Source organism: Plantactinospora siamensis, assembly GCF_042434095.1.
Classification (GTDB): Bacteria; Actinomycetota; Actinomycetes; order Mycobacteriales; family Micromonosporaceae; genus KBS50.
Genome location: NZ_JBHLUE010000002.1, coordinates 50,870 through 75,142 on the forward strand (window position 1 = coordinate 50,870; position 24,273 = coordinate 75,142).

Annotated in this window: 21 protein-coding genes; 7 read left to right on the plus strand and 14 right to left on the minus strand. The window is 71.4% G+C overall.

Features of this window, described 5'->3' with window-relative positions; genetic code table 11:
• The first annotated feature begins 14 nt into the window (after positions 1 to 14).
• Both eccE and ACFFHU_RS01780 read left to right on the plus strand, forming a co-directional pair.
• The gene (gene eccE, locus ACFFHU_RS01775) at positions 15 to 1,661 is read left to right on the plus strand and encodes a type VII secretion protein EccE (RefSeq protein ID WP_377334964.1); all 1,647 of its coding nucleotides are present in this window, start codon (positions 15 to 17) and stop codon (positions 1,659 to 1,661) included.
• Entirely contained in the window at positions 1,658 to 2,350 is a 693-nt protein-coding gene (locus tag ACFFHU_RS01780; RefSeq protein WP_377334966.1) for a hypothetical protein, read from the plus strand. Before eccE ends, ACFFHU_RS01780 begins: the two co-directional genes overlap by 4 nt.
• Before the next feature lie 5 nt (positions 2,351 to 2,355).
• Here ACFFHU_RS01780 and ACFFHU_RS01785 read toward each other — a convergent pair whose 3' ends face one another.
• Positions 2,356 to 5,643: an AfsR/SARP family transcriptional regulator gene (locus ACFFHU_RS01785; protein WP_377334968.1), complete on the minus strand. Its 3,288-nt coding sequence runs from the start codon at positions 5,641 to 5,643 to the stop codon at positions 2,356 to 2,358.
• 169 nt (positions 5,644 to 5,812) lie between these two features.
• Between ACFFHU_RS01785 and ACFFHU_RS01790 the strand changes: the two genes are divergently transcribed.
• Positions 5,813 to 6,229 carry a hypothetical protein gene (locus ACFFHU_RS01790; protein WP_377334970.1) on the plus strand — a complete coding sequence of 139 codons (417 nt, stop codon included), beginning with the start codon at positions 5,813 to 5,815 and terminating at the stop codon, positions 6,227 to 6,229.
• A 591-nt stretch (positions 6,230 to 6,820) separates the two neighbouring features.
• Here ACFFHU_RS01790 and ACFFHU_RS01795 read toward each other — a convergent pair.
• The 7 genes from ACFFHU_RS01795 to htpG form a co-directional block, all read right to left on the minus strand.
• The gene (locus ACFFHU_RS01795) at positions 6,821 to 7,105 is read right to left on the minus strand and encodes a hypothetical protein (RefSeq protein ID WP_377334972.1); all 285 of its coding nucleotides are present in this window, start codon (positions 7,103 to 7,105) and stop codon (positions 6,821 to 6,823) included.
• Positions 7,106 to 7,138: 33 nt separating this feature from the next.
• Entirely contained in the window at positions 7,139 to 7,783 is a 645-nt protein-coding gene (locus tag ACFFHU_RS01800; RefSeq protein ID WP_377334974.1) for a hypothetical protein, read from the minus strand.
• Positions 7,784 to 7,788: 5 nt separating this feature from the next.
• Entirely contained in the window at positions 7,789 to 8,250 is a 462-nt protein-coding gene (locus tag ACFFHU_RS01805; protein WP_377334976.1) for a SitI3 family protein, read from the minus strand.
• Positions 8,251 to 8,264: 14 nt separating this feature from the next.
• On the minus strand, positions 8,265 to 9,482 hold the full coding sequence (locus tag ACFFHU_RS01810; protein ID WP_377334978.1) for a CdiA C-terminal domain-containing protein: 1,218 nt from the start codon (positions 9,480 to 9,482) through the stop codon (positions 8,265 to 8,267).
• A complete protein-coding gene (locus ACFFHU_RS01815) occupies positions 9,479 to 9,802 on the minus strand; it encodes a type VII secretion target (protein WP_377334980.1) in 324 nt (107 codons plus the stop codon). Before ACFFHU_RS01815 ends, ACFFHU_RS01810 begins: the two co-directional genes overlap by 4 nt.
• Complete coding sequence (locus tag ACFFHU_RS01820) at positions 9,786 to 10,190, minus strand: YbaB/EbfC family nucleoid-associated protein (protein WP_377334982.1); 405 nt, start codon at positions 10,188 to 10,190, stop codon at positions 9,786 to 9,788. Before ACFFHU_RS01820 ends, ACFFHU_RS01815 begins: the two co-directional genes overlap by 17 nt.
• A 96-nt stretch (positions 10,191 to 10,286) precedes the next feature.
• Positions 10,287 to 12,215, minus strand: a complete 1,929-nt coding sequence (htpG, locus tag ACFFHU_RS01825) for a molecular chaperone HtpG (RefSeq protein WP_377334984.1) — start codon at positions 12,213 to 12,215, stop codon at positions 10,287 to 10,289.
• A 294-nt stretch (positions 12,216 to 12,509) separates the two neighbouring features.
• Between htpG and ACFFHU_RS01830 the strand changes: the two genes are divergently transcribed.
• The 3 genes from ACFFHU_RS01830 (at position 12,510) to ACFFHU_RS01840 (ending at position 16,078) form a co-directional block, all read left to right on the plus strand.
• Positions 12,510 to 14,249: a serine/threonine-protein kinase gene (locus tag ACFFHU_RS01830; RefSeq protein WP_377334986.1), complete on the plus strand. Its 1,740-nt coding sequence runs from the start codon at positions 12,510 to 12,512 to the stop codon at positions 14,247 to 14,249.
• A 63-nt stretch (positions 14,250 to 14,312) separates the two neighbouring features.
• Positions 14,313 to 15,101 carry a phosphatase PAP2 family protein gene (locus tag ACFFHU_RS01835; RefSeq protein WP_377334988.1) on the plus strand — a complete coding sequence of 263 codons (789 nt, stop codon included), beginning with the start codon at positions 14,313 to 14,315 and terminating at the stop codon, positions 15,099 to 15,101.
• Positions 15,102 to 15,334: 233 nt separating this feature from the next.
• Positions 15,335 to 16,078: a phosphatase PAP2 family protein gene (locus ACFFHU_RS01840; RefSeq protein WP_377334990.1), complete on the plus strand. Its 744-nt coding sequence runs from the start codon at positions 15,335 to 15,337 to the stop codon at positions 16,076 to 16,078.
• Between the two features lie 13 nt (positions 16,079 to 16,091).
• On the opposite strand, the gene ACFFHU_RS01845 is transcribed toward ACFFHU_RS01840, so the two are convergent.
• The 6 genes from ACFFHU_RS01845 to ACFFHU_RS01870 all read right to left on the minus strand — a co-directional run bounded on the left by ACFFHU_RS01845 (position 16,092) and on the right by ACFFHU_RS01870 (position 22,782).
• Positions 16,092 to 17,549 carry a M1 family metallopeptidase gene (locus tag ACFFHU_RS01845; RefSeq protein WP_377334992.1) on the minus strand — a complete coding sequence of 486 codons (1,458 nt, stop codon included), beginning with the start codon at positions 17,547 to 17,549 and terminating at the stop codon, positions 16,092 to 16,094.
• Between the two features lie 58 nt (positions 17,550 to 17,607).
• Entirely contained in the window at positions 17,608 to 18,051 is a 444-nt protein-coding gene (locus tag ACFFHU_RS01850; protein ID WP_377334994.1) for an EVE domain-containing protein, read from the minus strand.
• Between the two features lie 192 nt (positions 18,052 to 18,243).
• The gene (locus ACFFHU_RS01855; protein ID WP_377334996.1) at positions 18,244 to 19,641 is read right to left on the minus strand and encodes a GH1 family beta-glucosidase; all 1,398 of its coding nucleotides are present in this window, start codon (positions 19,639 to 19,641) and stop codon (positions 18,244 to 18,246) included.
• Positions 19,638 to 20,552, minus strand: a complete 915-nt coding sequence (locus ACFFHU_RS01860; RefSeq protein WP_377334998.1) for a carbohydrate ABC transporter permease — start codon at positions 20,550 to 20,552, stop codon at positions 19,638 to 19,640. The genes ACFFHU_RS01855 and ACFFHU_RS01860 overlap by 4 nt, the downstream gene beginning before the upstream one ends.
• Complete coding sequence (locus ACFFHU_RS01865; RefSeq protein WP_377335000.1) at positions 20,549 to 21,481, minus strand: carbohydrate ABC transporter permease; 933 nt, start codon at positions 21,479 to 21,481, stop codon at positions 20,549 to 20,551. The genes ACFFHU_RS01860 and ACFFHU_RS01865 overlap by 4 nt, the downstream gene beginning before the upstream one ends.
• Positions 21,478 to 22,782, minus strand: coding sequence for an ABC transporter substrate-binding protein (locus tag ACFFHU_RS01870; RefSeq protein WP_377335002.1), 1,305 nt, complete (start codon positions 22,780 to 22,782; stop codon positions 21,478 to 21,480). Before ACFFHU_RS01870 ends, ACFFHU_RS01865 begins: the two co-directional genes overlap by 4 nt.
• A 231-nt stretch (positions 22,783 to 23,013) precedes the next feature.
• Here ACFFHU_RS01870 and ACFFHU_RS01875 point away from each other — a divergent pair, with 231 nt between their 5' ends.
• A complete protein-coding gene (locus ACFFHU_RS01875) occupies positions 23,014 to 24,027 on the plus strand; it encodes a LacI family DNA-binding transcriptional regulator (protein ID WP_377335004.1) in 1,014 nt (337 codons plus the stop codon).
• Positions 24,028 to 24,273: the final 246 nt, after the last annotated feature.

A 24,273-nucleotide genomic window follows, 5' to 3' on the forward strand; every position in this document is an offset into this window, starting at 1 on the left:
ACGGGGAGGCTGCGGTGACGACGCCGGGTGCGGCACGGCCGGGCGAACCGGCGTGGCAGCGGGACGCGGCCGGGCAGGGCGACCAGCGCCAACCGGCGGCCCGACCGCCGGCGGGCACGCCCGCGCCCACCGTGGGTGGCGCCGGGGACCGGCCGGCGGCCGGCTGGGACGGCCGGGGACGCGCGACGCCGAGTTCGGGGACTGCCGCCCGGGCGTACCCGGGTCCGGCGCCGGGGCAGCGCGCCCCGCAGCCGGGCCAGGCAGCGGCGCCGGGGCAGCGCGCCCCGCAGCCGGGCCTGGCCGGCGCCAGGGCCGGGTCGGCCGCCGCGAGCCGGCAGGCCGGGGTCGCGGCGCGGGCCACGGCGGCGTCCGGGACGGCCATGGCGCCGGCGGCCGTGGCCGCCGCCGCTCCGGTCCCGGCCGCCGCGACCGGCACCGCCACGCCGGCGCCGGCCACCGACCGGGCCGCCGGGGCCGCTGCCGCCGGCGCGGTACGCCCGCAGCGGTTCCGTCCCGCGGTCGGCGCGTTCCACGTCGCCCAGTTGGTGGCCTGGCAGGTCGCGCTCGCCGCCGTGCTGGCCGTCAGCCGGTACGGTCCGATCGTCACGGCGGCCGTGGGGGGCGCCGCCGTGCTCCTGCTCGGTCCCACGCTGATCCGCCGGCGCGGCCGCTGGCTGCACCAGTGGCTGTCCATCTGGATGCGCTACCGGTTCCGCCGCCACCAACTGCCGGCCGCGGCGGGCAGCCCGGCGCTCGGTCTGCTCACCTTCGTGGAGGAGTCCGCCGAGGTCGAGGCGCTCGACCTGGACGACCAGCCGGTCGCCATGATCACCCACCGCGGCGGGCTGAGCGTGGTGTTCGAGGTGGACCCGGCGGACGGGGCGCTGATCGGCGGCCCACCGCGGTCGCTGCCCTCGCCCGCGGCGCTGCTGCCGGCGCTGGACCCGGCCGCCCCACCGGTCGCCGTGCAGACGCTGGTCCAGGTCACGCCGGCCCCGCGAGCATTGAACGGGCCGGGGGTCGACCGGTCGTACCGGGAACTGGTCAACGGCGAGGTGCCGGCGCAACGCCGCAGCTGGCTCGTGTTGCAGGCCGTCCGTACGGCCGACTTCTACCTCGACGGCGACCTGCGGCCGGCGCTGGTCTCGGCGATCCGCCGAGCCCGCCGGCAGCTCCGGCAGTCCCGCATGGGCGCCCGCCTGCTCAGCCGGGAGGAGCTGCTGGCGGCGGTCAGCTACCTGGCGCGGACGGCCGGGCCCGGCGACACCCAGGGCGTGTACGGCACGGCCAGCGACCGGATGGTCGGCCGGGAAACCTGGCGCGGCTGGACGACCGGCGACTTCCCGCAGGGCTGCTACCGGCTGGCCCGCTGGCCCCAGCTGCCCTGGCAGCTCGACCCGGTGCTGCGGCAGCTGCCCGAGGTGAGCAGCGTGGTCTCGGTGGCGGCGACCCGGGACTCGGGCGTGCGCAGCCGGGGCGGCGCCGACGTGGCGGTGGAGGTGGCGATCCGGCTGATCGCCGGCCACCCGGACGGACTGGCGGCCGGGGACCGGGCGCTGGTCGAGGCGGTGCGGTCCGCCGGCGGCCGGATCGAGCGGATGGATGGTGAGCAGGTGTACGGTCTGGCCGCGACCCTGCCGTTCGGAGGTTTCCTGCGGTGACCGGGCCCAGCTTCCCCGGCAGCCGGATGGGGCTGCATCTCACCGACCCCGGCACCCTGGGCGGGCTGGACCTGCTGGGTGGCGGCAGCGGGCTGGTGCTCGGCCGCAACCGGGACGAGCTGCCGGTGGCGGTACGCCTGTTCCGGCCGGAGCCGACCCGGATGCTGCTGGTCGGCGGGGTGCGCTGCGCGCAACTGCTGGCGTTCCGCACGATGGCGCTCGGCGCCCGGCTGTTCATCCAGACCGCGCGGGAGCAGGACTGGGACGCGTTCCTCCGCCGCTGCGCGGTCGGCCGCGACTCGGCCGCGTTCCTGCCGGTCGGCACCCAGCCGCCGGCCCCGGCCTCCTCGGTCGACCCGCAACTCGTGCTGGTCGACATCGGGCCCACCGCCGGGCCCGAGCCGGTCGAACCGGCGCCCTGGCGGGCCACCCTGGTGGTCCGGGACGACCTGGCCAACTGGGATGTCGACGCCATCGTCCGGAGCGACGTCGTGCTGCTGCAGCGGCTCACCCAGCCGGAGGCCGCGATCGCGGCCTCGGCCCTCGGACTGACCGAGGCGCAGGGTTGGCTCCCGCGGATCCACCCGGAAATGGCCGGCGTGGTGAGCAAGGGCCGGCTGCAGTGGGTCATGCTCGGCCTGACCCCCACCGAGCAGAACCTGCTCGGCTCCGCCGCCCGGTCGGGCTGAGCCGGTCAGCCGCCGGCGCGGCGTAGCAGCGACCGGGCGTCCTGCTCCGCCTTTGCCCGCCCGGTGCGCCGGTGGGCCGACACCGCGAGGTTGATGAGGTCCACGGCGCCGGCGTCCCCGTCGTCGAGTCGCACCCGGGCGAGGGCCGTGAGGATGTCGCCTTCGAGGAGCCCGTATTCGTGCTCCCGACAGATTCGCAGCGCGGTCTCCAGGGCAGCGGCGGCCGCTGCGAGATCGCCCCGCGCGGCGTGGACCTGCCCGAGGCCCAGCAGGGCCGTCCCCTGGAGAAAGCGATCCGCGACCTCGTCGCCCACGCCGAGCGCGCTCCGGTACTGCGTCGCGGCCTCCTCAATCTCCCCCCGGTGGAGACGGATGTTGGCCGACGTCGTCCTGATCTGCGCTTCGACCCGGCGGCGACCGGTCCGGCCGATGATGTCGAGGGCCTGCCGGCTGTGCCAGAGGGCGGTGTCGAGATCGCCCAGGTCGCGATGCAGCGCAGCAATGCCGTCGTGGTTGGCGGCCAGGAAGGTCGGTCGGCGCAGTGCCTCGTTGAGCCGCAGCGCCCGGTGGAACTCCTCCGCCGCCTCGGCGAACTCGCCCAGGTAGCGGTGGGCTTCCCCCAGGTTGCCCCGCGCGGTCGCCTCCTCCGTAAGTGAGCCGGCCGCGCGGCTGATTGAGATCACCTCCGCGCAGCTCGCGATCGCCTGTCCTAGCTCGCCGCGCACGAGCTGTACGGCGGCGAGGCTGAGCCCCTGCATCGCCTCGTTCAGTGACCGGTCCGACGCGTCGGTAGCGGCGATGGCCCGCCGGTAGCAGTCGCCCGCCAGGGTCAGCTTCCCCCGACTGCTGTGAATGTCACCGATCAGTCCCAGCGCCTCGGACCTGGCTCGTCCCCACCCGACCCTCGCGGCCAGCTCGGCGGCCCGCTGCAGGTGTTCGAGCGCCACGTCGTAGGTCGCCGAGAGGTAGTTCAGCTGTCCTAGATGTAGTTCCGCGAGCGCCTGCTGGCTCTGGCTGCCGCCCTGTGCCGCCTGCCGGGCGGCCTTGGCGACCGTGACGGCCTCGCTCGGGTGCTGTCCGCCTGCGAAAGGCTGCAGCAGAGCGTCCGCGAGTCGGCAGGTCGGATCCGGGCTGCCGGTGTGGGCGGCATGGACGGCGACGGCCACGAGGTTCGGTATCTCCTCGTCGAGCCAGTCGGTCGCGGCCGCGACGTCGTCGAACCGTGACGCGGGGGAGGCGAGCCCGGGCAGCCGGGGCCGCCCGGGGAAGACCTTCGTGGCGGCGGCGTCCGCGCGAGCCGAATAGTGGTCGTACAGGCGATGCTGCGCGGCTGCGGCCGATTCGGCGGTCTCGATCCGTCGGAGGAGACGCCGCGCGTACTTGAGCAGCAGATCGTGGATCTGGAACCGCCCCGGCCGGTGCTCGGTCACCAGATGCGCCTTGTCCAGCTCCCGCAGCAGGGAGCGGGCCGTCGCCACCGGCTGCTCGCCGAGCTGCGCCACCGTGTCGACCGACACGTCGCGGCCGACGACGCAGCCGAGCAGCCGGAACAGGCGCTGGGCCGGCGGAGTGAGCGCCTCGTAGGACCAGGAAAAGACCGATTCGATGTCGCTGAACGGATCCCCGTCGCCCAGCGCCACCAGCAGGTTGTCCGCGTCGTGCAGTTCCTCGGCGATCGGACCGAGACCGAACTCGGGCCGCATCACAGCTCGCGCGGCCACGATGGAAAGGGCCAGCGGTACATTCCCGCACCGCCGGACGATGTCCAGCGCGACCTCGGGCTCGGCCGCGACCCGCGACCGGCCCAGGCGGAGCGCCAACAGCTCGATGGCATCCGAGGTGGGCATTTCTTTCAGCCGTAACGGCACAGCTGAGGAGGTCACAACCAGCCCGGCCAGATCCCCGCGGCTGGTGACGAGTACGCAGCAGCCGTTGCCTGCCGGCAGGAGTGGCCGGATCTGATCGGCGTCCCGCGCGTTGTCGAGGACGATCAGTACCTTCCGATCAGCCAGCGTGCTCCGGTACAGCGCCAGCCGCGCGGAGACCCGGGCAGGTTGGCTGTCGGCCCCTATCCCGAGGCCCTCCAGCAGGTCGGTGACAGCCTCGCCCGGGTCGACTACAAGCTCATTGGGGTCGAACCCGCGGAGGTTGACGTACAGCTGGCCATCCGGGAACCGATCCCGGGCACGGTGGGCCCAGTGAATGGCCAGGGCCGTCTTTCCCATGCCGGGCGCGCCCGCGATGGCCACGATCGCATCCTGCTCGCCAGCGCCGCCGCAGTGCTTGTCGAGCAGGACCAGTTCCTCAGCCCGACCGGCGAACACCGGTACGTCGCGAGGCAACTGCGCCGGAGCGACCAGTAGGTCCGAGCGGCGCTGGTGGTCGGCGGTCGGCTCGGTGTCCAGCGAGTCGGGCCCGGTCTCGTGCTCCGGCGCAGATTCTGCGGACGGGCTCTCCTTCTCGGCGGCGGGGGCGGATCCCGACAAGTGCACGGCCACCGGCCTGGACAGACCCGCCAGCGTCAGTTCCGGCGCCTGGCGCAGGATGGCGACCTCAAGGTCGCGGAGTGAACTGTTCGGCTCAATCCCCAGCGAATCGACCAGCTTCCGGCGAGCCTCCCGGTACGCCGTCAACGCCGCGGTCGCCTGTCCGCTGCGGTACAGCGCGATCATCAACTGCTCCAGCAGGATCTGCCGCTCCGGATATCGCCGCACGAGGTCGGTGAGCTCACCGAGCAGGCCGGTGTGCCAGCCCAGCGCGAGTTCCGTGGCAATGCGGTCCTCGATCGCGCCGAGCCGCTCCTCCGCTAGCCCCTGGCACAGCCGGACGCGGAGCTCATCGGTGAAGGTGCCCTCCAGGACCGGGCCACGCCACAGCCCGAGCGCCTCTTTTAGCCGGGAACTTCGCTCCGCGCCCACCAGACGCTTGGCCTCGGCGACCAGTGCTCGGAACCGATGAAGGTCCACGCAACCGGCGCTCACGTCGAGGCGGTACCCGTCCGGCACCCAGGTGACGGGGGCTATCGCACCAAGCATCGACCGGATGCCCGAGACGCCGCCCTGTAAGGCATTGCGAGCGGTGGCCGGGGGATGGCCGTGCCAGATCAGGTCGATCAGTCGATCAGTCGGCACGACACGACCGGGCTCCAGGAGCAGCACACCGAGGATCGTCCGCTGCCGGCGGAGGCCGGTCCGAAGACGCTCGCCATGGCGCAGTACCTGGAGCTCACCGAGCACGTTGTAACTGACCTGACTCTCGATGCTACGCCTCCAGGCACGGGTCGGCTTCGCCACGCCAGCCTACCGTAAGCCGCCGCCGAGCCGATCGTCAGCCGACCATAAGCGAAGGCATTTACCGTTCTCCCATCACATCGAAGTTCGGCTCTATTAGGAAGGCTCCGGCATGAATTTGTCCGACGCTCGAAAGACCGGACCCCGGCGATGGGGCAAGGGTGCTGTCGCCATGACTGCGGCGCTCGGTTTGGCGCTCCTGGGGGCAGTTCCCGCCCAGGCTGCGCCGCAGGGTGCGCCGAAGGACCCGAATGGCGGCGGCAGCGGCAATTCGTGCGTGCCGTTGGCAGCCTCCCCGTACGCCTCCGGCAGCACCATCCACTTCAACGGCTACACGAACTGTCACTCCTCGCTGCCTTACATCCTGAAGATCGGGTATGGCCGGGACGGCCAGACGAAGTACAGCCCGCAGCGGACGTGCTACGCCGGAAGTGGCCAGCAGGCGTGCGGCTTCGACGGTGTTTACGCCACTCTGACCGACAACCTGAGCGGCAGCCAACGCTGGTGCGTTTCGACCTGGCTCCAGATGACCGACGCGAGCGGCCACGCCACCTACCAATGGTCCATCGCCCAGTGCGTCAATCACTAGGTTCCGCACCGGAACCGGTTGACTATTCCTGGGCAGATGCGTTTTGCCGCTGATTCGAATGCCCGGGACACCTGCGCATGCGATGGAAGCTGGATCGAGCTGGAGAGCAACGCCTGATCCGTAACTTGATGGGCTTCCGGTGCATCCCTGATCTTCCGGCGAAATGCACGACAGGCAGATGCGGAAAACTGAGGGGCCCGGCCGGCCGGGCCGGTTTTCCATCGGGGGCGGCTCCCTCGTCAGCTCCGCGAACCGCATCGGGGCCGGTGGCTCACGCCCACCGGCCCCGATTGTTTTCGTAAATCTTGGAATTTGCTACCCGCCTGACGGGTACCGAAATTCCAAGATCTCCTCAGGTACGGGCATCGGGGCGGCCTGCTGTCAGAGGAGGGGCTGGGGGAGCGGCCTGGGGGGTAGCCGTTGATCAGCGGTTGCAGTGCCTCGTTGTCGGTCCACTCCGCCAGTCGCTGTTGATCTCGATGCTCTCGTCCCCACGACCGCCCCCAGGAAGGCGAAGAACTCCTCGTCAGACAAGTCCGCCTCGCCCAGCAGGTCGTACTCGACAGCCATCGTCAGACTCCGCCCTGGAATTCAGGAGACCACCTGGTAGTTCGGGATCCTGGGCAGGCGGTCGTCGGGGGCTTCGTCGATGGATCGGGTGACCGAACCTGCCGGTATGGGCGCCCGGGAAACGACGATGCCCTGCAGGCAGTTGTCACACCAGAAGGAGGCGTAACCGACCCCCCGGTCCAGATGGCCGGTGAACACCAGCCGGAGACACCGATGGCCACAGTTGGGGCACGGCACGTTGAGGTCCTCGGGCAAAGCAAGGTAGGCAGCCTCGTACGCGCTGCTCCACTCATCCCACGTGGCCATCACTTCACCTCGTCCGGCCGCACAGGTGAGATCTCAGCTCGGTCGATTGGCAGCAGGAGCATCCTGGTCCGGCGGCGCCATTGGCGCGGCTGACCAGACCGGCTGTGCGACAGACCAAACCGCTGCCTGATAAGGCGACAGCTGGCACCCCATCGCGACAACTTCAACTGGCCACTTCTCGTGCAGCCCCACCCAGAGCTCCGAGCTGAGACCCGCGTAGGTCGGGAGCTCGTCGGTCCCCGGCACGACGAGGAGCAAGTAGGTCCAGGTCCCTGTCCCTGACACGTCAGCCAGGGGTTCGCGCCAGGCGCGGCGTAGATCGAGGCCGCCATGGCGAGGAGCAGCCGCGGACAGGAGTTGGTCGGCCGAGCGCGATGTGGGAGCGGTCGACGGTCCCGTTGGCTGGAAGGAATACGCCCGTGGCGGCAACGCCTCGATGATCGTCACGGCGGCCAGGTCCGGCGTGTTCGGGTCCTCCAAGACAGAACGGATGGCATCGGCCTCAACGCCGGTGATGCCTATGGTCTCGTTTCGGAGACCAAGCAGCAACGCCGACTCCGCCAGTTCCCACTCGCCGGCGGAGTAGTGCTCCCGGACCACTCCCAGGACGTCGTCCGAGAGCCGGCCGGCCAGCCCGGCGCACATGGCGACGATCGACGAGTAGGTCTGCGCGTCCACGGTGCTCAGAGCAGTGGCTGTGGGAGCGGCCTGAAGGCGTAGCCGTTGATCAGCGATTGCAGCGCCTCGTTGTCGGTCCACTCCTCCCAGCCACTGTTGATCTCAATCTCCTCACCGAGCTTCTGGATGGTGACTTCCTCGCCGTTGAACAGCAGAACGCCCCGACCCGAGAACCGCTCGAAAAACTCGAGGACCGTCCGGTACATCACGATCTGAGCGAGACCCCTCTCCTCGGACGAAGCCAGGTTGTGAAAGCGAAACGTGGCCGTCACGCGAGGCCGAAACCCGAAATTGTCCGCCGCCGACATCTCATCATCCTCGGAGACTCGATAGGCGATGACATCCATGCTCCTAGCCTTGATCAGGCCCTCATCGAAAATTTTCCCGTCGACGGAGGTAGCGATGAAGCTGACGAACTCAGAGTCGCTCAGGTCGGCCTCACCGTACAAGTCGTGCTCGATAGCCATCTCTTATCGTCCGTTCAGGGGAAGGGGAAAAACGGGATCACTTTGCCGCCCTGGACAAGGAGGACCTCTTGCAGGTTCTGAATTGGCTTACGCCGCAGCACGTCCTCAATGTCAGCAGGCGTCAGGGGACAGTCATCGAGGTTGAGTACGAGCCGGTCTGCCTGGTCCCGCTTCACCTTCTTGCTCATTGTGTTCCGCAGGTTATCCAAGTTGGAGGTGTCGGGCGAGTAGCAGTCGAAGTACTGGCCCTCGATTTTGTAATCAGGATTCGTACCATTTGGCTTGGTTCCGGGGTTCTGCTCAACATCGTAGCCGTTTTGGGCGAGCACGTCGGCGGACTCGTTCTCCCGCCTCAGTGGTCTGTCCAGCTTTTTGGTGGGATGGGCATCAGTACGCTTACCGCCTGGCTTGGCATCCGGGTTTGGCCGCTTGGATGGGTTGGTGCCGGGCCACCTGTTCTCGGGCTCGTGCTTGCCGCGGAGTTTGTTGAGGACCCGCTTCAGCAGCTCGATGAGCTTCTCCAGCTGCCGGCTGCGCGAGGCCAGCTCACGGAGGCTGGACAGCAGGCCGCGCAGCCACCGGGAGATCTTCGCGGCCCAGGAGGCCACCAGGGTGCTGACCTGCTCGACCACCAGCGGCGTGCCGAAACCGAGCGTCCCGACCTCCTCGGCGGCGTACACGATGAGCCGGGACACCACCGTGGCGATCGCGTCCCGGACCAACGCCCGTACGGCGGAGATGAGGAACCCGGCCCCCTCGGTGATGGCCGCCATCACCTCGGCGCCCTTGGCCAACCCACCGATCGCGTCCTGCTGCTGGCCCGACCAAACCTGGTACGCCGAGGCCGCGGCTCCCGACCACTCCGACAGGTCCAACCGCGCCGCCGAAGCCAGGTCCGCCGCCTGGGTACCCAGCGAGGCCGCCACATTGCGCCAGGTCTGCGCGTTTCCGGCGATCTGCCCGGGGTCGCCCGCCAACCAGTCCAGCGCCTGGCTCAACGGCTTGACGTGCTCGATGAGCCACGCGACCCCGTACTGCAGGAGGGCGCCGACCGGGTCGGAGATCAACGCGAGCCCGTCCAGGGCCGCGCCCACCACCCCGAGGCCCGTGTCCACCCAGCTGCCGGATTTCACCCCTTGGCCGATCAGCTCGATGTCCTCGGCGATCCACACCCCGGCCCAGGCATCCACCGGTTGATCGAGCTTCCCCACCACCAGCGGATTCACCGTCACGGCAAACCGCCGGCCCGGCGCATGTTCGCCGACACCTCGGCGTCGGTCGAGTCATAGCCAACCGCGGTGGAGCGCAGCCGCTCGGCGGTGTCGTGCAGCGAGTGCGCCGCCTGGTCGATGCCGGCCACCAGCACGCCCTGCAGGGCCCCGAGCATGACCGGGACCATCACGCAGAGCTTCCCGTACGCGTCCGGGCCGGGGCTGGTCGCCTCGCCGGCCTGCTTGGCCGTGGTCACCGCCGACGCCACCGTCTCCACGTGACCGGCGTGGCTGATCAGGTCGGCGGTGGTGACTGCGACGTGGTTATGGCCGGCCATCATCGGCCCGCTCGGTGGACGGCGGAACCCGCCGGGCGTACGACTCGATCACCGCACGACCGGCCGGGCTGTCGGCGCCCAGTGTCTCCGCCGTCGCCTGCGTGACCCGCTCGGCGAGCTGCGCGGTCGCGACGCCCAGCACCTCCATGATCTGCTGGGCGGTGTCCGCGGCGGGCCGCCGGCGGATCCCCTCGGCCAGGCGCAGCTCGGTCAACGCGCCCGACGAGGACACCGTCACCTCGACCAGGCCGTCCCGGCTGCGAGCCGTGCCGGTCAGGCCGCGTACCCGTTCGGCCAGGTCGCGGGCCTGCGTGGCCTGCCGCTCGATCCGCTCCTGCCAGTCGTCGACCCATCGGTCAGCCGCGGCCAGCTCGGCATCCTCAGGAAACACCGCCATCGCCTCCCCGAGGCGATGCTATCGAAGAACGTCGAGCGACCGCTGCCCTGCGTACCGGTCGGATCACCGAACGGTACGCAGGGCGGTTCGTCAGACGGTCGCGCTCAGCTGGTCGGCCAGCAGCCGGGCGAAGCGCGCCGGGTCCTTCAGCTCGCCACCCTCGGCCAGCAACGCCATCCCGTACAGCAACTCGGCCGTACGCCCCAACGCCTCGCCCTCGGCACCCTGCTCGTGCGCCTTACGCAGGCCGGTGACCAGCGGATGCGTCGGGTTCAGCTCGAGGATCCGCCGGGTCTGCGGCACGTCGTGCCCCATCGCCCGGTAGAGCTTCTCCAGCGTCGGCGTGATGTCCTCGGCGTCCCCGACCACGCACGCGGGCGAGGTGGTCAACCGGGTGGACAGCCGCACCTCCTTGACGTCGTCGGCGAGGCGCTCGCCCAGCCACGTCAGCAGGGACTCGAACTCCCGCTGCCGGTCCTGGTGCTCCGACTCGGCCGCCTTCTTCTCATCCTCGGTGTCCAGGTCGATCTGGCCCTTGGCCACCGACCGCAATGGCTTCCCGTCGAACTGGCCCACCTGCTCGACCCACACCTCGTCCACCGGATCGGTGAGCAGCAGCACCTCGTACCCCTTGGCCCGGAACGCCTCCAGGTGCGGCGAGTTCTCGACGCCGGCCCGCGTCTCGCCGGTGAGGTAGAAGATGTCGGTCTGGCCGTCCTTCATCCGCTCGACGTACCCGCGCAGCGTGGTCGGCTGCTCCGGGTCGTGGGTCGAGGCCACCGAGATGAGGTCGAGGATCGTGTCGCGGTTGTCGGCGTCCTCGAGCAGGCCCTCCTTGAACGCCTTGCCGAACTCGGTCCAGAAGGTGCGGTAGCGCTCCGGCTGCTTCTCCCGCATCTCCCTGACGGTCGACAGCACCTTGCGGACCAGCCGCCGCCGCACGGCCCGGATCTGCCGGTCCTGCTGGAGGATCTCCCGGGAGATGTTCAGCGACAGGTCGTGAGCGTCCACCACACCCTTGACGAACCGCAGGTAGTTGGGGGTCAGCGCCTCACAGTCCTCCATGATGAAGACGCGCTTGACGTACAGCTGGACCCCGCGCCGGCCCTCCCGGGAGAACAGGTCGAACGGCGCGTGCGCCGGCAGGAAGAGCAGCGCCTCGTACTCGAACGTCCCCTCGGCCCGCATGTGGATGATCTCCAGCGGATCCGTCCAGTCGTGGCTGACGTGCTTGTAGAACTCGTGATATTCGGCGTCGTCGACCTCGTCCCGCGGGCGGGCCCAGAGCGCCTTCATCGAGTTGAGGGTCTGGACCTCGCGCACCGGCTCGCCGGGCTCGCCGCCCTCGCGGGGCTCACCGGGCCGCTCCACGGTCATCCGGATCGGCCAGGCGATGAAGTCCGAGTACCGCTTGACGATTTCCCGGATCTTCCACTCGGCGGTGTAGTCGTACAGGTGGTCCTCGGGATCCGCCGGCTTGAGGTGCAGGGTGACGGCCGTACCCTGCGGCGCGTCGGCGACCTGCTCGATGTCGTACGTGCCCTCGCCCGTCGACTCCCAGCGCGTGCCGGTGGTCTCGCCGGCCCGGCGGGTGGTCAGGGTGACCCGGTCGGCCACCATGAAGGTGGCGTAGAAACCGACGCCGAACTGCCCGATCAGCTCCTGCGAGGCGGCGCCGTCGTTGGCCTCCCGGAGCTTGCGCAGCAGCTCCGCGGTGCCGGACTTGGCGATCGTGCCGATCAGCTCCACGACCTCGTCGCGGGACATCCCGATGCCGTTGTCCCGGACGGTGAGCGTACGCGTCCCGGGGTCCACCTCCAGCTCGATGTGCAGGTCCGAGGCGTCGACCGCCAGCTCCTTGTCGACCATCGACGCGATGCGCAGCTTGTCCAGCGCGTCCGACGCGTTGGAGATCAGCTCGCGGAGAAAAATGTCCTTGTTGGAGTAGATCGAGTGCACCATCAGCTGGAGCAGTTGGCGCGCCTCTGCCTGGAACTCCAACGTCTCGCGGTTGCTCACGACGCTTCCTTCCCTGACCGGCCCGTTACGCCGGAAAGGATACGAGCAGCCGGGCCAGGTCGTCACGCAGGGCCACCGATGGTCAGCGCAGCGTCCGAGAGGGATGCCGCCGGACATTGACCCGACCCTATTGAAGGTGTCTCATGTCCGTCAGGATCCACCCGCACCATCGCTGGGCAGCAGGTGCTCGCGGTCCCGCCCCTCGGGCCCCACAACGTCGGCACCCAATCAACGAGCTTCGCTGACTATTGTGGGTGACCGGACCGAAACGGTGGAGGGAACGGCGATGCGGCTGTGCTGATCGGGGAGCGCTACCGGCTGCTGCGCCTGGTGGGCCAGGGCGGAATGGGGCGGGTCTGGCTTGCCCGGGACGAGGTGCTGCACCGCGACGTCGCCGTCAAGGAGGTCGCCCTCCCGGACTGGCTGGGCGGCGAGGAACAGGACCGGCTCGTCGCCCGTACCCTCCGCGAGGCGCGACTCACCGCCCGGCTGAACCACCCCAACGTGGTCAGCGTGCACGACGTGGTGAGCGTGGACTCCACGCCGTGGATCGTGATGGAGTACGTCCCCTCCCGGTCCCTGCAGGACGTCCTCGAGGCCGGGCCGGTGTCACCCCGACGCGCCGCCCAGATCGGGCTGGCGGTGCTCGACGCGCTCACCGCCGCGCACCGCGCCGGCGTGGTGCACCGGGACGTCAAGCCGGGCAACGTGCTGATGGCCGACGACGGTCGGATCATGCTCACCGACTTCGGGTTGGCCACCCTGGACGACGGCCGGGACGGGATCACCCGGTCCGGCATGATCATGGGGTCGCCCGAGTACGTGGCGCCGGAACGCGCGGCCGAGGGCGCGTCGACCGCGGCCACCGACCTGTGGTCGCTGGGCGCCACCCTGCACGCGGCCGTGGAGGGCAAATCCCCGTACGCCCGGTCCACCGCCATGGCCACGCTCACCGCGCTGGCCACCAAGCCGCCCGACCCGGCGCCGCACGCCGGGCCGCTCGCTCCCGTGCTGGCCGGGCTGCTGCGCCGGGACCCGGCCCGCCGGCTGACCGCGACCGAGATCGAACGCCTGCTCAACTCGGCGCTGGACACCACCGCGGTGGACGACGAGCCCACCGTGGCCGACTGGTCCGGGGTGGGCGCCCGGCTCGCCGCGCTGGTCCGTACCGAGGTGAAGTCGGGGCCGGAGTGGGCCGCGCTGAGCGCCGCGGCCGAGCCGGGCCCGCCGCCCGGCCGGGCGCGTACCGAGGTCATTCCCGCCGCCGGCGGCGAGCCGGGACGGCACTCCCGGCGCTGGTGGTGGGTGACGGTGACCGCGGCCGCGCTGGCCGTGGTGCTGGCGGCCGTCGGCACGGCGCTGGCGCTCAACCGGGACCGCGACGGCTCCCCCACCGTTTCGGCGAGCGACGCCGCCGGCACCTCGACGCCGGACCCGGACCGGCCGGGCGACGGAGGCGGCCCGGGCGGACGCGGCGGACCGCCGCCGGGCGGGGCCGGCATCCCGCCGCCGCCGTTCCCCTGCATCGGGCCACCCCGGCCGGACAAGGTGGTCATCGCGGGCTCGCCCGCGCCGGTCGGGGAGAGCTACCCGCCGCCGGACGGGTGGACCTGGTACACCGGCCCCGGGGGTTTCCGGCTGACCGTGCCGGTCGGCTGGGTCTACTTCCAGGACGAGGGCGTCTCCTGCTTCCAGGACCCCCGGTCGGTCCGGTCGCTCAGCGTCGACCCGGCCACGCCCGCGCAACTGGCCGCCGACGACCCGGTGGGGCTGCTGCGCGGCGAGGAGCGCCGGGGGGTGAACGGCGGCGTGCTGCCGAAGTACCACAGGGTGCGGCTCGGTCGCCAGGACGGCCGGGCCGAGTGGGACTGCCAGTGGACGGCGCCGGACGGGGAACGGATGCGCAGCCTGCGCACGGTGACGGCGGCCGGCGACCGGGCGTACACGCTGGGTTGGGTCGGCTCCGACGCGGAGTGGGCGGGCGACGCGGCCGGCCTGGCGGCGGTCCGGGCGAGCTTCCGGCCGGCGCCCTGAGCTGAGGATTCGCGGCGCGTCCGGTACGGATACGACCGGGCGCGCCGGGGTAAGGGCCGCTGCATGACCGCACCCGGCCCGCACCACCACCGTCCCGCATCCTGGCGGGCCCGGCGGCTGGACCCGAACCGCTCGCTCGGCCTCCGCCTCACCATCGGCGCCGCGGCGGCGTTCCTGGTGCTGGTGCCGTTCTCGCTGCTGGTTCTCCTGGTGCTGGACGCCTGGGCGCCGCTGCGCCACCTCGACCAGGCGGTCACCGACGCGCTGCACCGGTACGCCCTCGGGCATCCGGCGTGGGTCGACCTGATGAGGGTGTGGACCACCGTCTTCGCCCCGATGACGCTGCGGGTGGCCGTGGCCGGGCTGGCCATCTGGTTGTGGCGTCGCGACGCCCGCCGGCTGGCCGGGTGGGCGGTCGCCACGATGGTGGCCGGCGGCCTGCTCGGTCTGCTGCTCAAGCTGCTCGTTGGCCGGCACCGGCCGGAGTTGCTCGACCCGGTGGCCCGGGCGACCGGCTACTCGTTCCCGTCGGGCCACGCGCTCAACTCGACCCTGGCGGCCGGGGTGTTCCTGCTGGTGCTGCTGCCGTTCGTCCGGCGTCGTCCGGCCGCCCGTTGGGGCCTGTGGGTCGCCGCGGTGCTGGTGGCCGGCCTGACCGGGGTGAGCCGGATCGCGCTCGGGGTGCACTGGACCAGCGACGTGGTGGGCGGATGGCTGCTCGGGATAGGCGTGCTGGCCGCGACCACGGCCGCGTTCGCCAGCTGGCGGCAGCGGGTCGGCGGTCGTCGGGTGCGGCCGATCCGGGAGGGCGTGGAGCCCGCCGTCACCGACGCGCCCACCGAACCGGCCTGAGCCCGGCCGCCCGCCGAACCGGCGAGCCCGCCCGGCCGGCCGCCGAACCGGCCTGAGCCCGGCCGCCCGCCGAACCGGCGAGCCCGCCCGGCCGGCCGCCGAACCGGCCTGAGCCCGGCGGACCGGCCGGCGAGCGAACCGCAGCGGACGGGGCCGGTGGCGTGCCGGGCGGGCCGGCCGCCGGGTGGGCTTAGCCGAACGCCGATATGGGTACTGCCGGGCCCATGTCAGACGTGGCGGCAACAGACGTAGCGGCACGGATCGCCAAGCGGGTGGTCCTCCCGGTGGCCCTGCTGCTGGCCGGGATGATCCTGCTCGGCCTCCTGGTCACCAAGGTGCTCAACCACACCTGGCCGTTCACTGTGGAGGATTCGGTCAACCGCGAGTTGGCCGCGGATCGTTCCGGCGACCTCAACAACGTCTCGCTGGTGTTCAGCACCCTGGCCAGCACCCAGGTGATCGTGGCCACCACCGTCCTGGTGGCGCTGGGCCTGTTCCTGTGGCTACGCCGCTGGCGGGAGCCGCTGTTCCTGACCGCCGCGGTGGCCACCCAGGCCCTGGTCTTCTTCCTCACCACGCTGGTCATCGACCGGCACCGGCCGGACGTGCCGCACATGGACGCCTCCCCGCCGACCTCGAGCTTCCCGTCCGGCCACACCTCCGCGGCCACCGCCCTGTACGTCGGCATCGCGCTGCTGATGGCCATGCGGGCCCGGAGCACCGGCGCCAAGGCGATCTGGTGGCTGCTGATCGCCGTCCCGGTCGGGGTGGCGCTGGGCCGGATGTACCGCGGGATGCACCACCCGAGCGACGTGCTGGCGTCCTTCGTCAACGGCACGACCTGCGTGATCATCATGGCCCGAAGCGTGCTCGACCGGAGCGTCAGCTGGGGACGCGACCGGCTCTCCGGCGTCGGCAAGGCACGGCGGACCGCAGCCGCGACGACCACCCCGGCCCCGGCCACGTCCGGAAGCTGACCGACCCCCGGCATCACTTCGGCGTGGTGGGGGAATCCAGCCACGCGTTGATGAGTCCGGTGAAGTTCCGGCCGGTGTTCTTGTTGACGAAGGCGATGAACGATGCCCTGGTCTGCTGGGTGTTTCGCTGCTCCGCCACCCAGGCCCGGGCCAGCGCGAAGAACTTCTGGTCGCCGAGGGCCTTGTTCAGTTGCCGCAGCATCGCTTCGGCGCAGACGTACACGTTGCCCTCGGCGAACTGGTCGGCCTTCGGCTTGCCGGGCGGCCCGAGCTTCTTGCGCAGCCTGCCGTCCGTCTCGCGCAGATACCTGTCGAGGCTGGCGTCGCTGAAGCCGTTGGTCTCCTGGGTGTAGAGGTCCTGCGCGTACGTGGCCCAGCCCTCGTTGAGCCAGAGGTCGCGCCAGTTGGTCGGGGTGACCGAGTCACCGAACCACTGGTGGGCGTACTCGTGCAGCAGGTCGATGCCCCACCCCTCGCGCCGCTTGGCCGAGTTCGCCACCTTGCCGCCCATGGTGATCATCTGCTGCGTCTCCATGCCGGACGCGGAGTCCACCACCACGACACCCCCGCTGGAGAACGGGTACGGGCCGAACTTCTTCTCCAGCCAGGCCAGGTACTTGGGGGACCGCTTCATGATCGGCACCAGCCGGTCGTCGGTTCCCTTGCGGTACCAGTACGTCAGCGGGATGCCGCGCGGCCCGGCCGCGGTGACCTTCTGGTAGCGCCCGACGGCCAGCGTGGTGAGGTACGTCGCCACCGGATCGGTGCTGCGGTACCGGAACGTTCCCCCGGAGTCCTCGCCCGGGACTCCTGACGCCACCGCCGTCCACCCTGCCGGCACCCGCACCTCGATGTCGTAGAGCGCCTCGTCCGAGGGTTGGTCGTTCGCCGGATACCACGTGAAGGCGCCGAAGGGCTCCTGCATCGTCCAGAGTCCGCCGTCCTTGGTGACGGTCAGGCCGAGGTGCTCGGCGTCGCTGCGGTGCGACGGCATCGGGGTGGTCCGCGGCTTGCCGTGGTATTTGACCACCAGCGTCACCGGCCGGTCCGCGGTGACCGGCGCGGCCACGGTGAGCTTTTCCTGCCGCACCGCACCGGTGACCGGAGCGCCGTCCAGGGTCACGGCGTCGACCTGGTAAGGCATGAAGTCGAGGCTCAGCTGGGCCGCGTCCCGGGTGGGCCGGATGTGCAGCGTGGCGCTCCCGGTGAGCACCCGGCTGGTGGGAGACCAGTCCAGCGTGAGGCCGTAGTGCAGCACGTCCAGCGCGTCGGTGCCGCGGGCCGGATAGATCGGATCGGCCACCGGGGTGGACCGACCGGCCTGCCAGGCCGCGTAGTCGACGGCCGGCGCGCTGGCGGAGGCCGAGGGTCCGGCCGCGGCGGACGACGAGGGGGCCGGGGTCGGGGTGTCCGTGCAACCGGCCAGGAGAACCGCCGGCAGAGCTGCGGTGACGAGGAGGGGGCGACGCATGATCGGCACCGTAGTGCATGGCGCCCTCCCGGACGGTCCCCCGCCGAACCCGGCCGGCTCAGCCCGTCGGCAGGTGCTGGCACAGGGCGGCGAACTGCGCAACCGTCAGGTACGAGGGGTTGGCGGCCTGGGGCTGACGGAGCACCTCCAGGTCGGCCAGCCGAGGGTCGGCGCCCAGTTCCCGCCGGGTCAGCCGCGACGGCTCGGCCAGGATGGTCAGGTCGAGCGGGACCGACCAGGGCGAGCCGGGCTCCCCGGGCTCGGCCGGCCCGGTCACCCGGCCGAGCCCCCAGACGCCGTACCGCAACCGGCCGCGGCTCCCGCTGGCCCAGAACACCACCGGCTGCCCCGCCCGCATCAGCCGGGCCCGGTAGCCCGGCCGGACGCACCAGCCGGACACCCGCGGATCGCGGGCGAACCGGCCGACCAGGTCCGCCGCGTCGGCGTTGCCCTTGATCAGCCACGCGCCCAGGTCGTCGAGGGTCACCCGCCGGTCGGTCATGCCGTTTCCCTTTCCCCGGCCGCCGGGTCCGAAGCGTCCGGGACGCGCCGGCCGTCGGGACCGAAGCGTCGGGGACGCGCCGGCCGTCGGGACCGTCGGGGACGCGCCGGCCGTCGGGACCGTCGGGGACGCGCCGGCCGTCGGGTCCGAACCGATGTCCGGTCCACCGGGCCGAAGCGCCCGGGGCGCGGGTCAGTCCCCGGGCGGATCGCCGGGCAGCGCGTTGGCCGCCACCACCGAGCCGTACCAGTGCGCGCTGTCCTTGCACGTCCGGCGCTGGGTGGCGTAGTCGACGTGGACCAGCCCGAAGCGCTTGCCGTATCCCTCCGCCCACTCGAAGTTGTCCAGCAGCGACCAGGCCAGGTAGCCGCGCAGGTCGACGCCGGCGGCCAGCGCCGCGTGCGCGGCCCGCAGGTGCCCGTCGAGGTAGCCGATCCGGCCGGCGTCCCGGACCCGGCCGTCGACGATCCGGTCCGGGAACGCCGCGCCGTTCTCGGTGACCATGAGCGGTATCCCGGGCGCATCGGCGCCGATCCGCCGCAGCACGTCGGTCAGCGCCGACGGGTCGATGCCCCACCCCATGTCCGTGACCGGGCCGGTCGGCGGCGGGAAGTCGATGCCCTCGCTGCCCGGGTAGGGCGGCGCACCCGGCGCGCCGGGCCGGGCGGCCACGTAGGTGGGCGCGTAGAAGTTCACCCCGAGCAGGTCGAGCGGCGCCCCGATCGTCTTCTCGTCGGTCGCCTCCAGCCAGTCGAGGCCGCCGTGCCCGGCGCCGAGACCGGAGCCGTATCGGGACATGTGCTCGAGCATGTCGTCCGGGTAGCCGCGACCGAGGACCGGTTCCAGGATGATCCGGTTGTGCAGGCCGTCGACCAGCCGTACCGCGTCGAGGTCCGCGGCGCTGGCGGGGTCGACGGGCCGGACCGCGGCGGGGTTGACGACCAGGCCGATCGAGCGGGCGCCGCCGGCGCGCAGGGCCTGGGCGGCCAGGCCGTGCGCGAGCAGCAGGTGGTGCAGCGCCGCGAACGCCGCCGCCGGGTCGCGCCGGCCGGGAGCGTGCAGGCCGCTGCCATAGCCGAGGTACGCCGAGCACCAGGGCTCGTTCAGGGTCGTCCAGGTCCGCACCCGGTCGCCGAGCCGATCGTGTACGGCCACCGCGTAGCCGGCGAAGCGCTCGGCCGTGTCCCGGACGGTCCAGCCGCCCCGGTCCTCCAGCTCCTGTGGCAGGTCCCAGTGGTAGAGCGTCGGCAGCGGCTCGATGCCGTGCGCGCACAGCGCGTCCACCAGCCGATCGTAGAAGTCCAGGCCGGCGGCGTTGGTCCGGTCGGCGCCGGCCGGGCGGATCCGCGGCCAGGCCACCGAAAACCGGTACGCCCGCAGGTCCAGGTCGGCCATCAGCGCGACGTCCTCGCGGTAGCGGCGGTAGTGGTCGCACGCCGGGTCGCCGGTGTGGCCACCGGCCACCGCGCCGGGCATCGCGGCGAAGGTGTCCCAGATGGACGGCGAGCGGCCGTCCGCGCCGGTCGCGCCCTCGATCTGGTACGCCGAGGTGGCCGCGCCCCACACGAAGTTGTCCGGAAAACGGATCATGCCTTGACCGCTCCCTCCATGATGCCGCCGACGATCTGCCGGCCGAAGACGACGAAGACGACCAGCAGCGGCACCGTGGCGATGGCGGTGCCGGTGAAGATCTGCGACATGTCCTGGTAGTAGCCCTGAGACAGGGCCCGCAGGGACAGCTGCACGGTCGGGTTCTGCGGATCGTTGAGCACCGCGTACGGCCAGATGAAGTCGTTCCAGGTGGTCATGAAGGTGAGCAGGCCGAGCACGGCGGCCGCCGGGCGCAGCGCCGGCAGCACCACGTTCCAGTAGATCCGCAGGGTCTGGCAGCCGTCCATCCGGGCCGCCTCGATCAGCTCGTCGGCGACCGCCTGGTCGGCGTACTGGCGCATCAGGAACACTCCGAACCCGGTGACCAGGGTCGGCACGATGACCGCCTGGAGGTGGTTGTTCCACCCGAGCCGGGTCATCAGCAGGTAGAGCGGGATCACCCCGAGCTGGGTGGGCACGGCCATGGTCGCGATGATCATCAGGAGCAGCTTGTTGCGGCCCCGGAACCGCAGCTTGGCGAAGGCGAAGCCGGCCAGGGACGAGAAGAACACCACCGAGACCGTGACGCAGCTGGCCACGATCGCCGAGTTGAGCAGGCCGGTGAGGAAGTTGGCGTCGGGGTTGCCGAGCAGCCGGCCGGCGTTGCCGGCCAGCTCGCCGCCGGGCAGCACCGGCGGGGGCACCTGGCCCATGGCGTCGTTCGATCGGGTGGCCACCACCACCATCCAGTAGATGGGGAAGAGCGAGACCAGGCAGGCCGCGACCAGGGTGAGGTAGGTGAGCCGGCTGGCGTTCCACAGGTCTGCACCGGAGCCGCGGCGGCGCCGGGTCGAGCCGCGCGGGTCGTCGCTGGTCAGGGACGGGTTCGGGCGGGTCAGCAGGGTCGTCATGCTCGGCCTCCTCGCCGGGCGGAACGGCGGATCAGGGCCACGTTGGCGGCCGCCACCACGACGATGAGCAGGAAGAGCATCCACGCCACGGCCGAGCCGTAGCCGAAGTTGAAGTTCGGCGCGAAGGCGTTCTCGAACATGTACATGGTCACCGTCTGCGACTCGCGCAGCGGCCCGCCGCGGATCGGGTTGGTGCCGGAGTTGAACATCAGCGGCTCGGTGAACAGTTGCAGGCCGCCGATGGTGGAGATGACCGTGCAGAAGATGATCGTCGGCCGGAGCAGCGGCACGGTGATGGACCAGAACTGCCGGGCCTGCCGGGCGCCGTCCAGCGCGGCCGACTCGTACAGGTCGCGCGGGATGGCCTGCATGGCGGCCAGGAAGATCAGCGCGTTGTAGCCCGTCCACCGCCAGTCGACCATGGTGGCCACCGCGAGCCAGGAGCCGAACCGGTTGCCGTGCCAGTCGACGCCGTCCGCGCCGACGAGCCCCAAAGCCCAGTTCACCAGCCCGAACTCCCGGCTGAAGAGCTGGCCGAAGACGATCGCCACGGCCGCCGTACTGGTCACGTTCGGCACCAGGATGCCCATCCGGAACGCCGTCCGGGCCCGCAGGGTGCGGTTGAGCAGGTGCGCGAGCCACAGCGCCAGCAGCAGCTGCGGGACGGTGGACAGCACGAAGATGCCCAGCGTGTTGAGCACGGAGTTCCAGAAGTCGGCATCGCCGAGCAGGGCGGTGTAGTTGGCCAACCCCACGAAGGGGTGCTCGGCGGCCATCAGGTCCCAGTCGTGCAGCGAGACCCAGGCCGTGTAGCCGAGCGGGTAGAGGCCGAAGGCGGCGAAGAGCACGAAGAACGGGGCGATGTAGAGGTACGGCGACAGTCGGTCGTCCAGCCGGCTCCACCGGTACCCGATAGGCGTCGGCTTCACTTCTGCGCGGCGGCCTTGGCCTTGGTCACCGCGTCGGACCAGCCCTGGTCCGCGCCGCGCTGGCCGAGTTCCACCGTACGGATGGCGTTCTCGACCTCGGTCCGGACGGCCTGGTTTTTCGGTCCCATGTAGACCGGCCTGAGGCTGCGGGCACCCGCGCCGAAGATCTGTCCCACCGGCGCGTTGTTGAAGTACGCGTTGTGCGCGTCCTTCACGGCCGGGTCGTCGAGCGCCTGCGGGGACGACGGCAGGGTGCCCTTGTCCTTGAACGCGCCGACCTGACCCTGCGGGCTGGTGAGGAATTTGGCCAACTCGATGGCCTCCTTCTGGTGCTTGCCCTGCCTGGGGACCGCGAGGAAGGAGCCGCCCCAGTTGCCGCCGCCGCCGGGCACGGTGGCGATGTCCCACTTCCCCTTGGCCTCGGGGCCGGAGTTGCCCTCGATCACCCCGGTCATCCAGGCCGGGCAGGCGATGGTGGCGAACTTGCCCTGCTTGAACGCGGCAACCCACTCGTCCGACCAGGCGCCGTACTTCCCGGACAGCCCGGCGTCGACGATCCGTACGGTGGTGTCCCACGCCTGGCGTACCGCGGGGTTGCTGTCCACCACGAGGTTGCCGGCCGTGTCGTAGTAGCTGTAACCCGTCGTGTTCCCGGCGGTCTGCAGCAGGATCGTGTTGAAGGTGTTGGTGGCGGCGTCCAGGAAGCTGGCGCCGGCGTGCGCGGCCGTGAACTTCCGCCCGGTGGCGACGTAGGCGTCCCAGGTGGGCCAGAGCTTCGACACGGCGGCGCGATCGGTGGGCAGGCCCGCCTTGGCGAAGAGATCCTTGCGGTAGCACATGGCCATGCCGCCGACGTCGGTGCCGAGGCCGATCAGCTGCTTGCCGTCCGCGCTGAGCCCCTGGTTCCACTTCCAGTCCATGAAGCTGCCCTGCAGCTCGCCGGCGCCGTGGTCGAGCAGGTTCACGAAGTTGCCCGGGTGGGCCTTGTATTCGGTGAGCAGCCCCTCCTCGATGGCCACCACGTCGCCGGCGCCCGCGCCGGCGGCCAGCCACTGGGTGAGCTTCGGCGAGTAATCGTCGAGGTTCGTGCCGGTCCCCCGCTCGACGATCTTGATGTTCGGATGGGCGGCCATGTACTGCTTGTACAGGTCCTGGTAGCCGAACTGGCTGAACACGTCGACGGTGAGCGTGACGGTGCCGTCGCCGGCGCCGCTGGAACCGCCGCACGCGGCGAGGCTGGGCAGCGCCGCGACCGCGGCCAGGACGGCCGCCGCGGCGCGGCGGGATGGGGTGAATCGCATGGCAGGGACCCCCTCAAGGTCATCCACTGGTCATCGATCAGAAGCCGGGTGCCCGCACCGCTGCGGCGCACCGAGTGAGAGAGCGTTCTCACGGAGGCATCAGCGTGCGGTCCACAATGGCTTCTTGTCAAGAGAGCGCTCTCTCAGACGATGGAAGCGTGGATCGCCGCCGGCGACCGGCACACGTCGGCGCGGCCGCGGGATCGTTACGATGACCGCAGGAGGTGTGCGGTGACGGGTGGACCGGGACGGCCGACCCTGGAGGCGGTGGCCCGGCGCGCCGGCGTCTCCCGCGCCACCGTGTCCCGGGTGGTGAACGGGTCGCCGACGGTCGCCGAGGAGATCCAGAGCCGGGTCCGCCGCGCCGTGGACGAGCTCGGGTACGTGCCGAATCCCGCCGCCCGCAGTCTGGTGACCCAGCGCACCGGCTCGATCGCGCTGGTGCTGACCGAGGAGGCCAACCGCGTCTTCTCCGACGACCAGGTCTTCCCGGGCATCATCCTCGGCGTCAGCCAACAGCTCGAGGCGGCGGACCGGCAACTCGTGCTGATGCTCGCGCACTCGCCGGCCAGCCACGAACGGATCGAGCGGTACGCCACCGGCGGGCACGTGGACGGGGTGCTGATCGCCTCGCTGCACGGCTCCGATCCGCTGCCGGCCACCCTGGCCCGGTCCCAGGTGCCGGTGGTCTGCGGCGGCCGCCCGCTCGGGCGGGCCAGCACGCTGCCGCACGTGGACGTCGACCAGGCCGGTGGGGTGGCGGCGGCCATCCGGCACCTGCTCGCCACCGGCCGGCGCCGGATCGCCACCATCGCCGGTCCGCAGGACATGGGCGCCGGGATCGACCGGCTGGCCGCGTACCGGGCCGTGCTGCGCGACTCCGACCGCCGGTCGATCGTGGCGGTCGGCGACTTCACCCGGGAGTCCGGCGCGACGGCCATGCGCCAACTGCTCGCCGACGACCCGCGGCTGGACGCGGTCTTCGTCGCCTCCGATCTGATGGCGCACGGCGCGCTGCGCGCCCTCCGCGAGGCCGGCCGGCGGGTCCCGGACGACGTGGCGGTGATCGGCTTCGACGACATCGAGATGGCCCGGTACACCGATCCGCCGCTGACGACCGTGCGGCAGCCGATCGTCGGGCTGGGCCGCCAGATGGCCCGCCAGCTGCTGCGGCTGATCGCCGGTGAGCAGATCGAGACCGCGCTGACCCTTCAGACCGAGCTGGTGGTCCGCGACTCGGCCTGACGGCCGGCCGCGCACCACCGCGCACCGCCGGGCACCGCCGCGCGCCGCCGGGCACCGCCGCGCACCGCCGGGCACCGCCGCGCACCGCCGGGCACCGCCGGGCACCGCCGCGCACCGCCGGGCAACCGCTCGGCAACATTGACGTAATGACATGGATGCATTAGCGTCCGCATCTCAGAGAGCGCTCTCACGGCCGTCAAGTCCGCCACAGCCGGCGGCCGACCCCGGCGTTGCCCACCGCGCCGC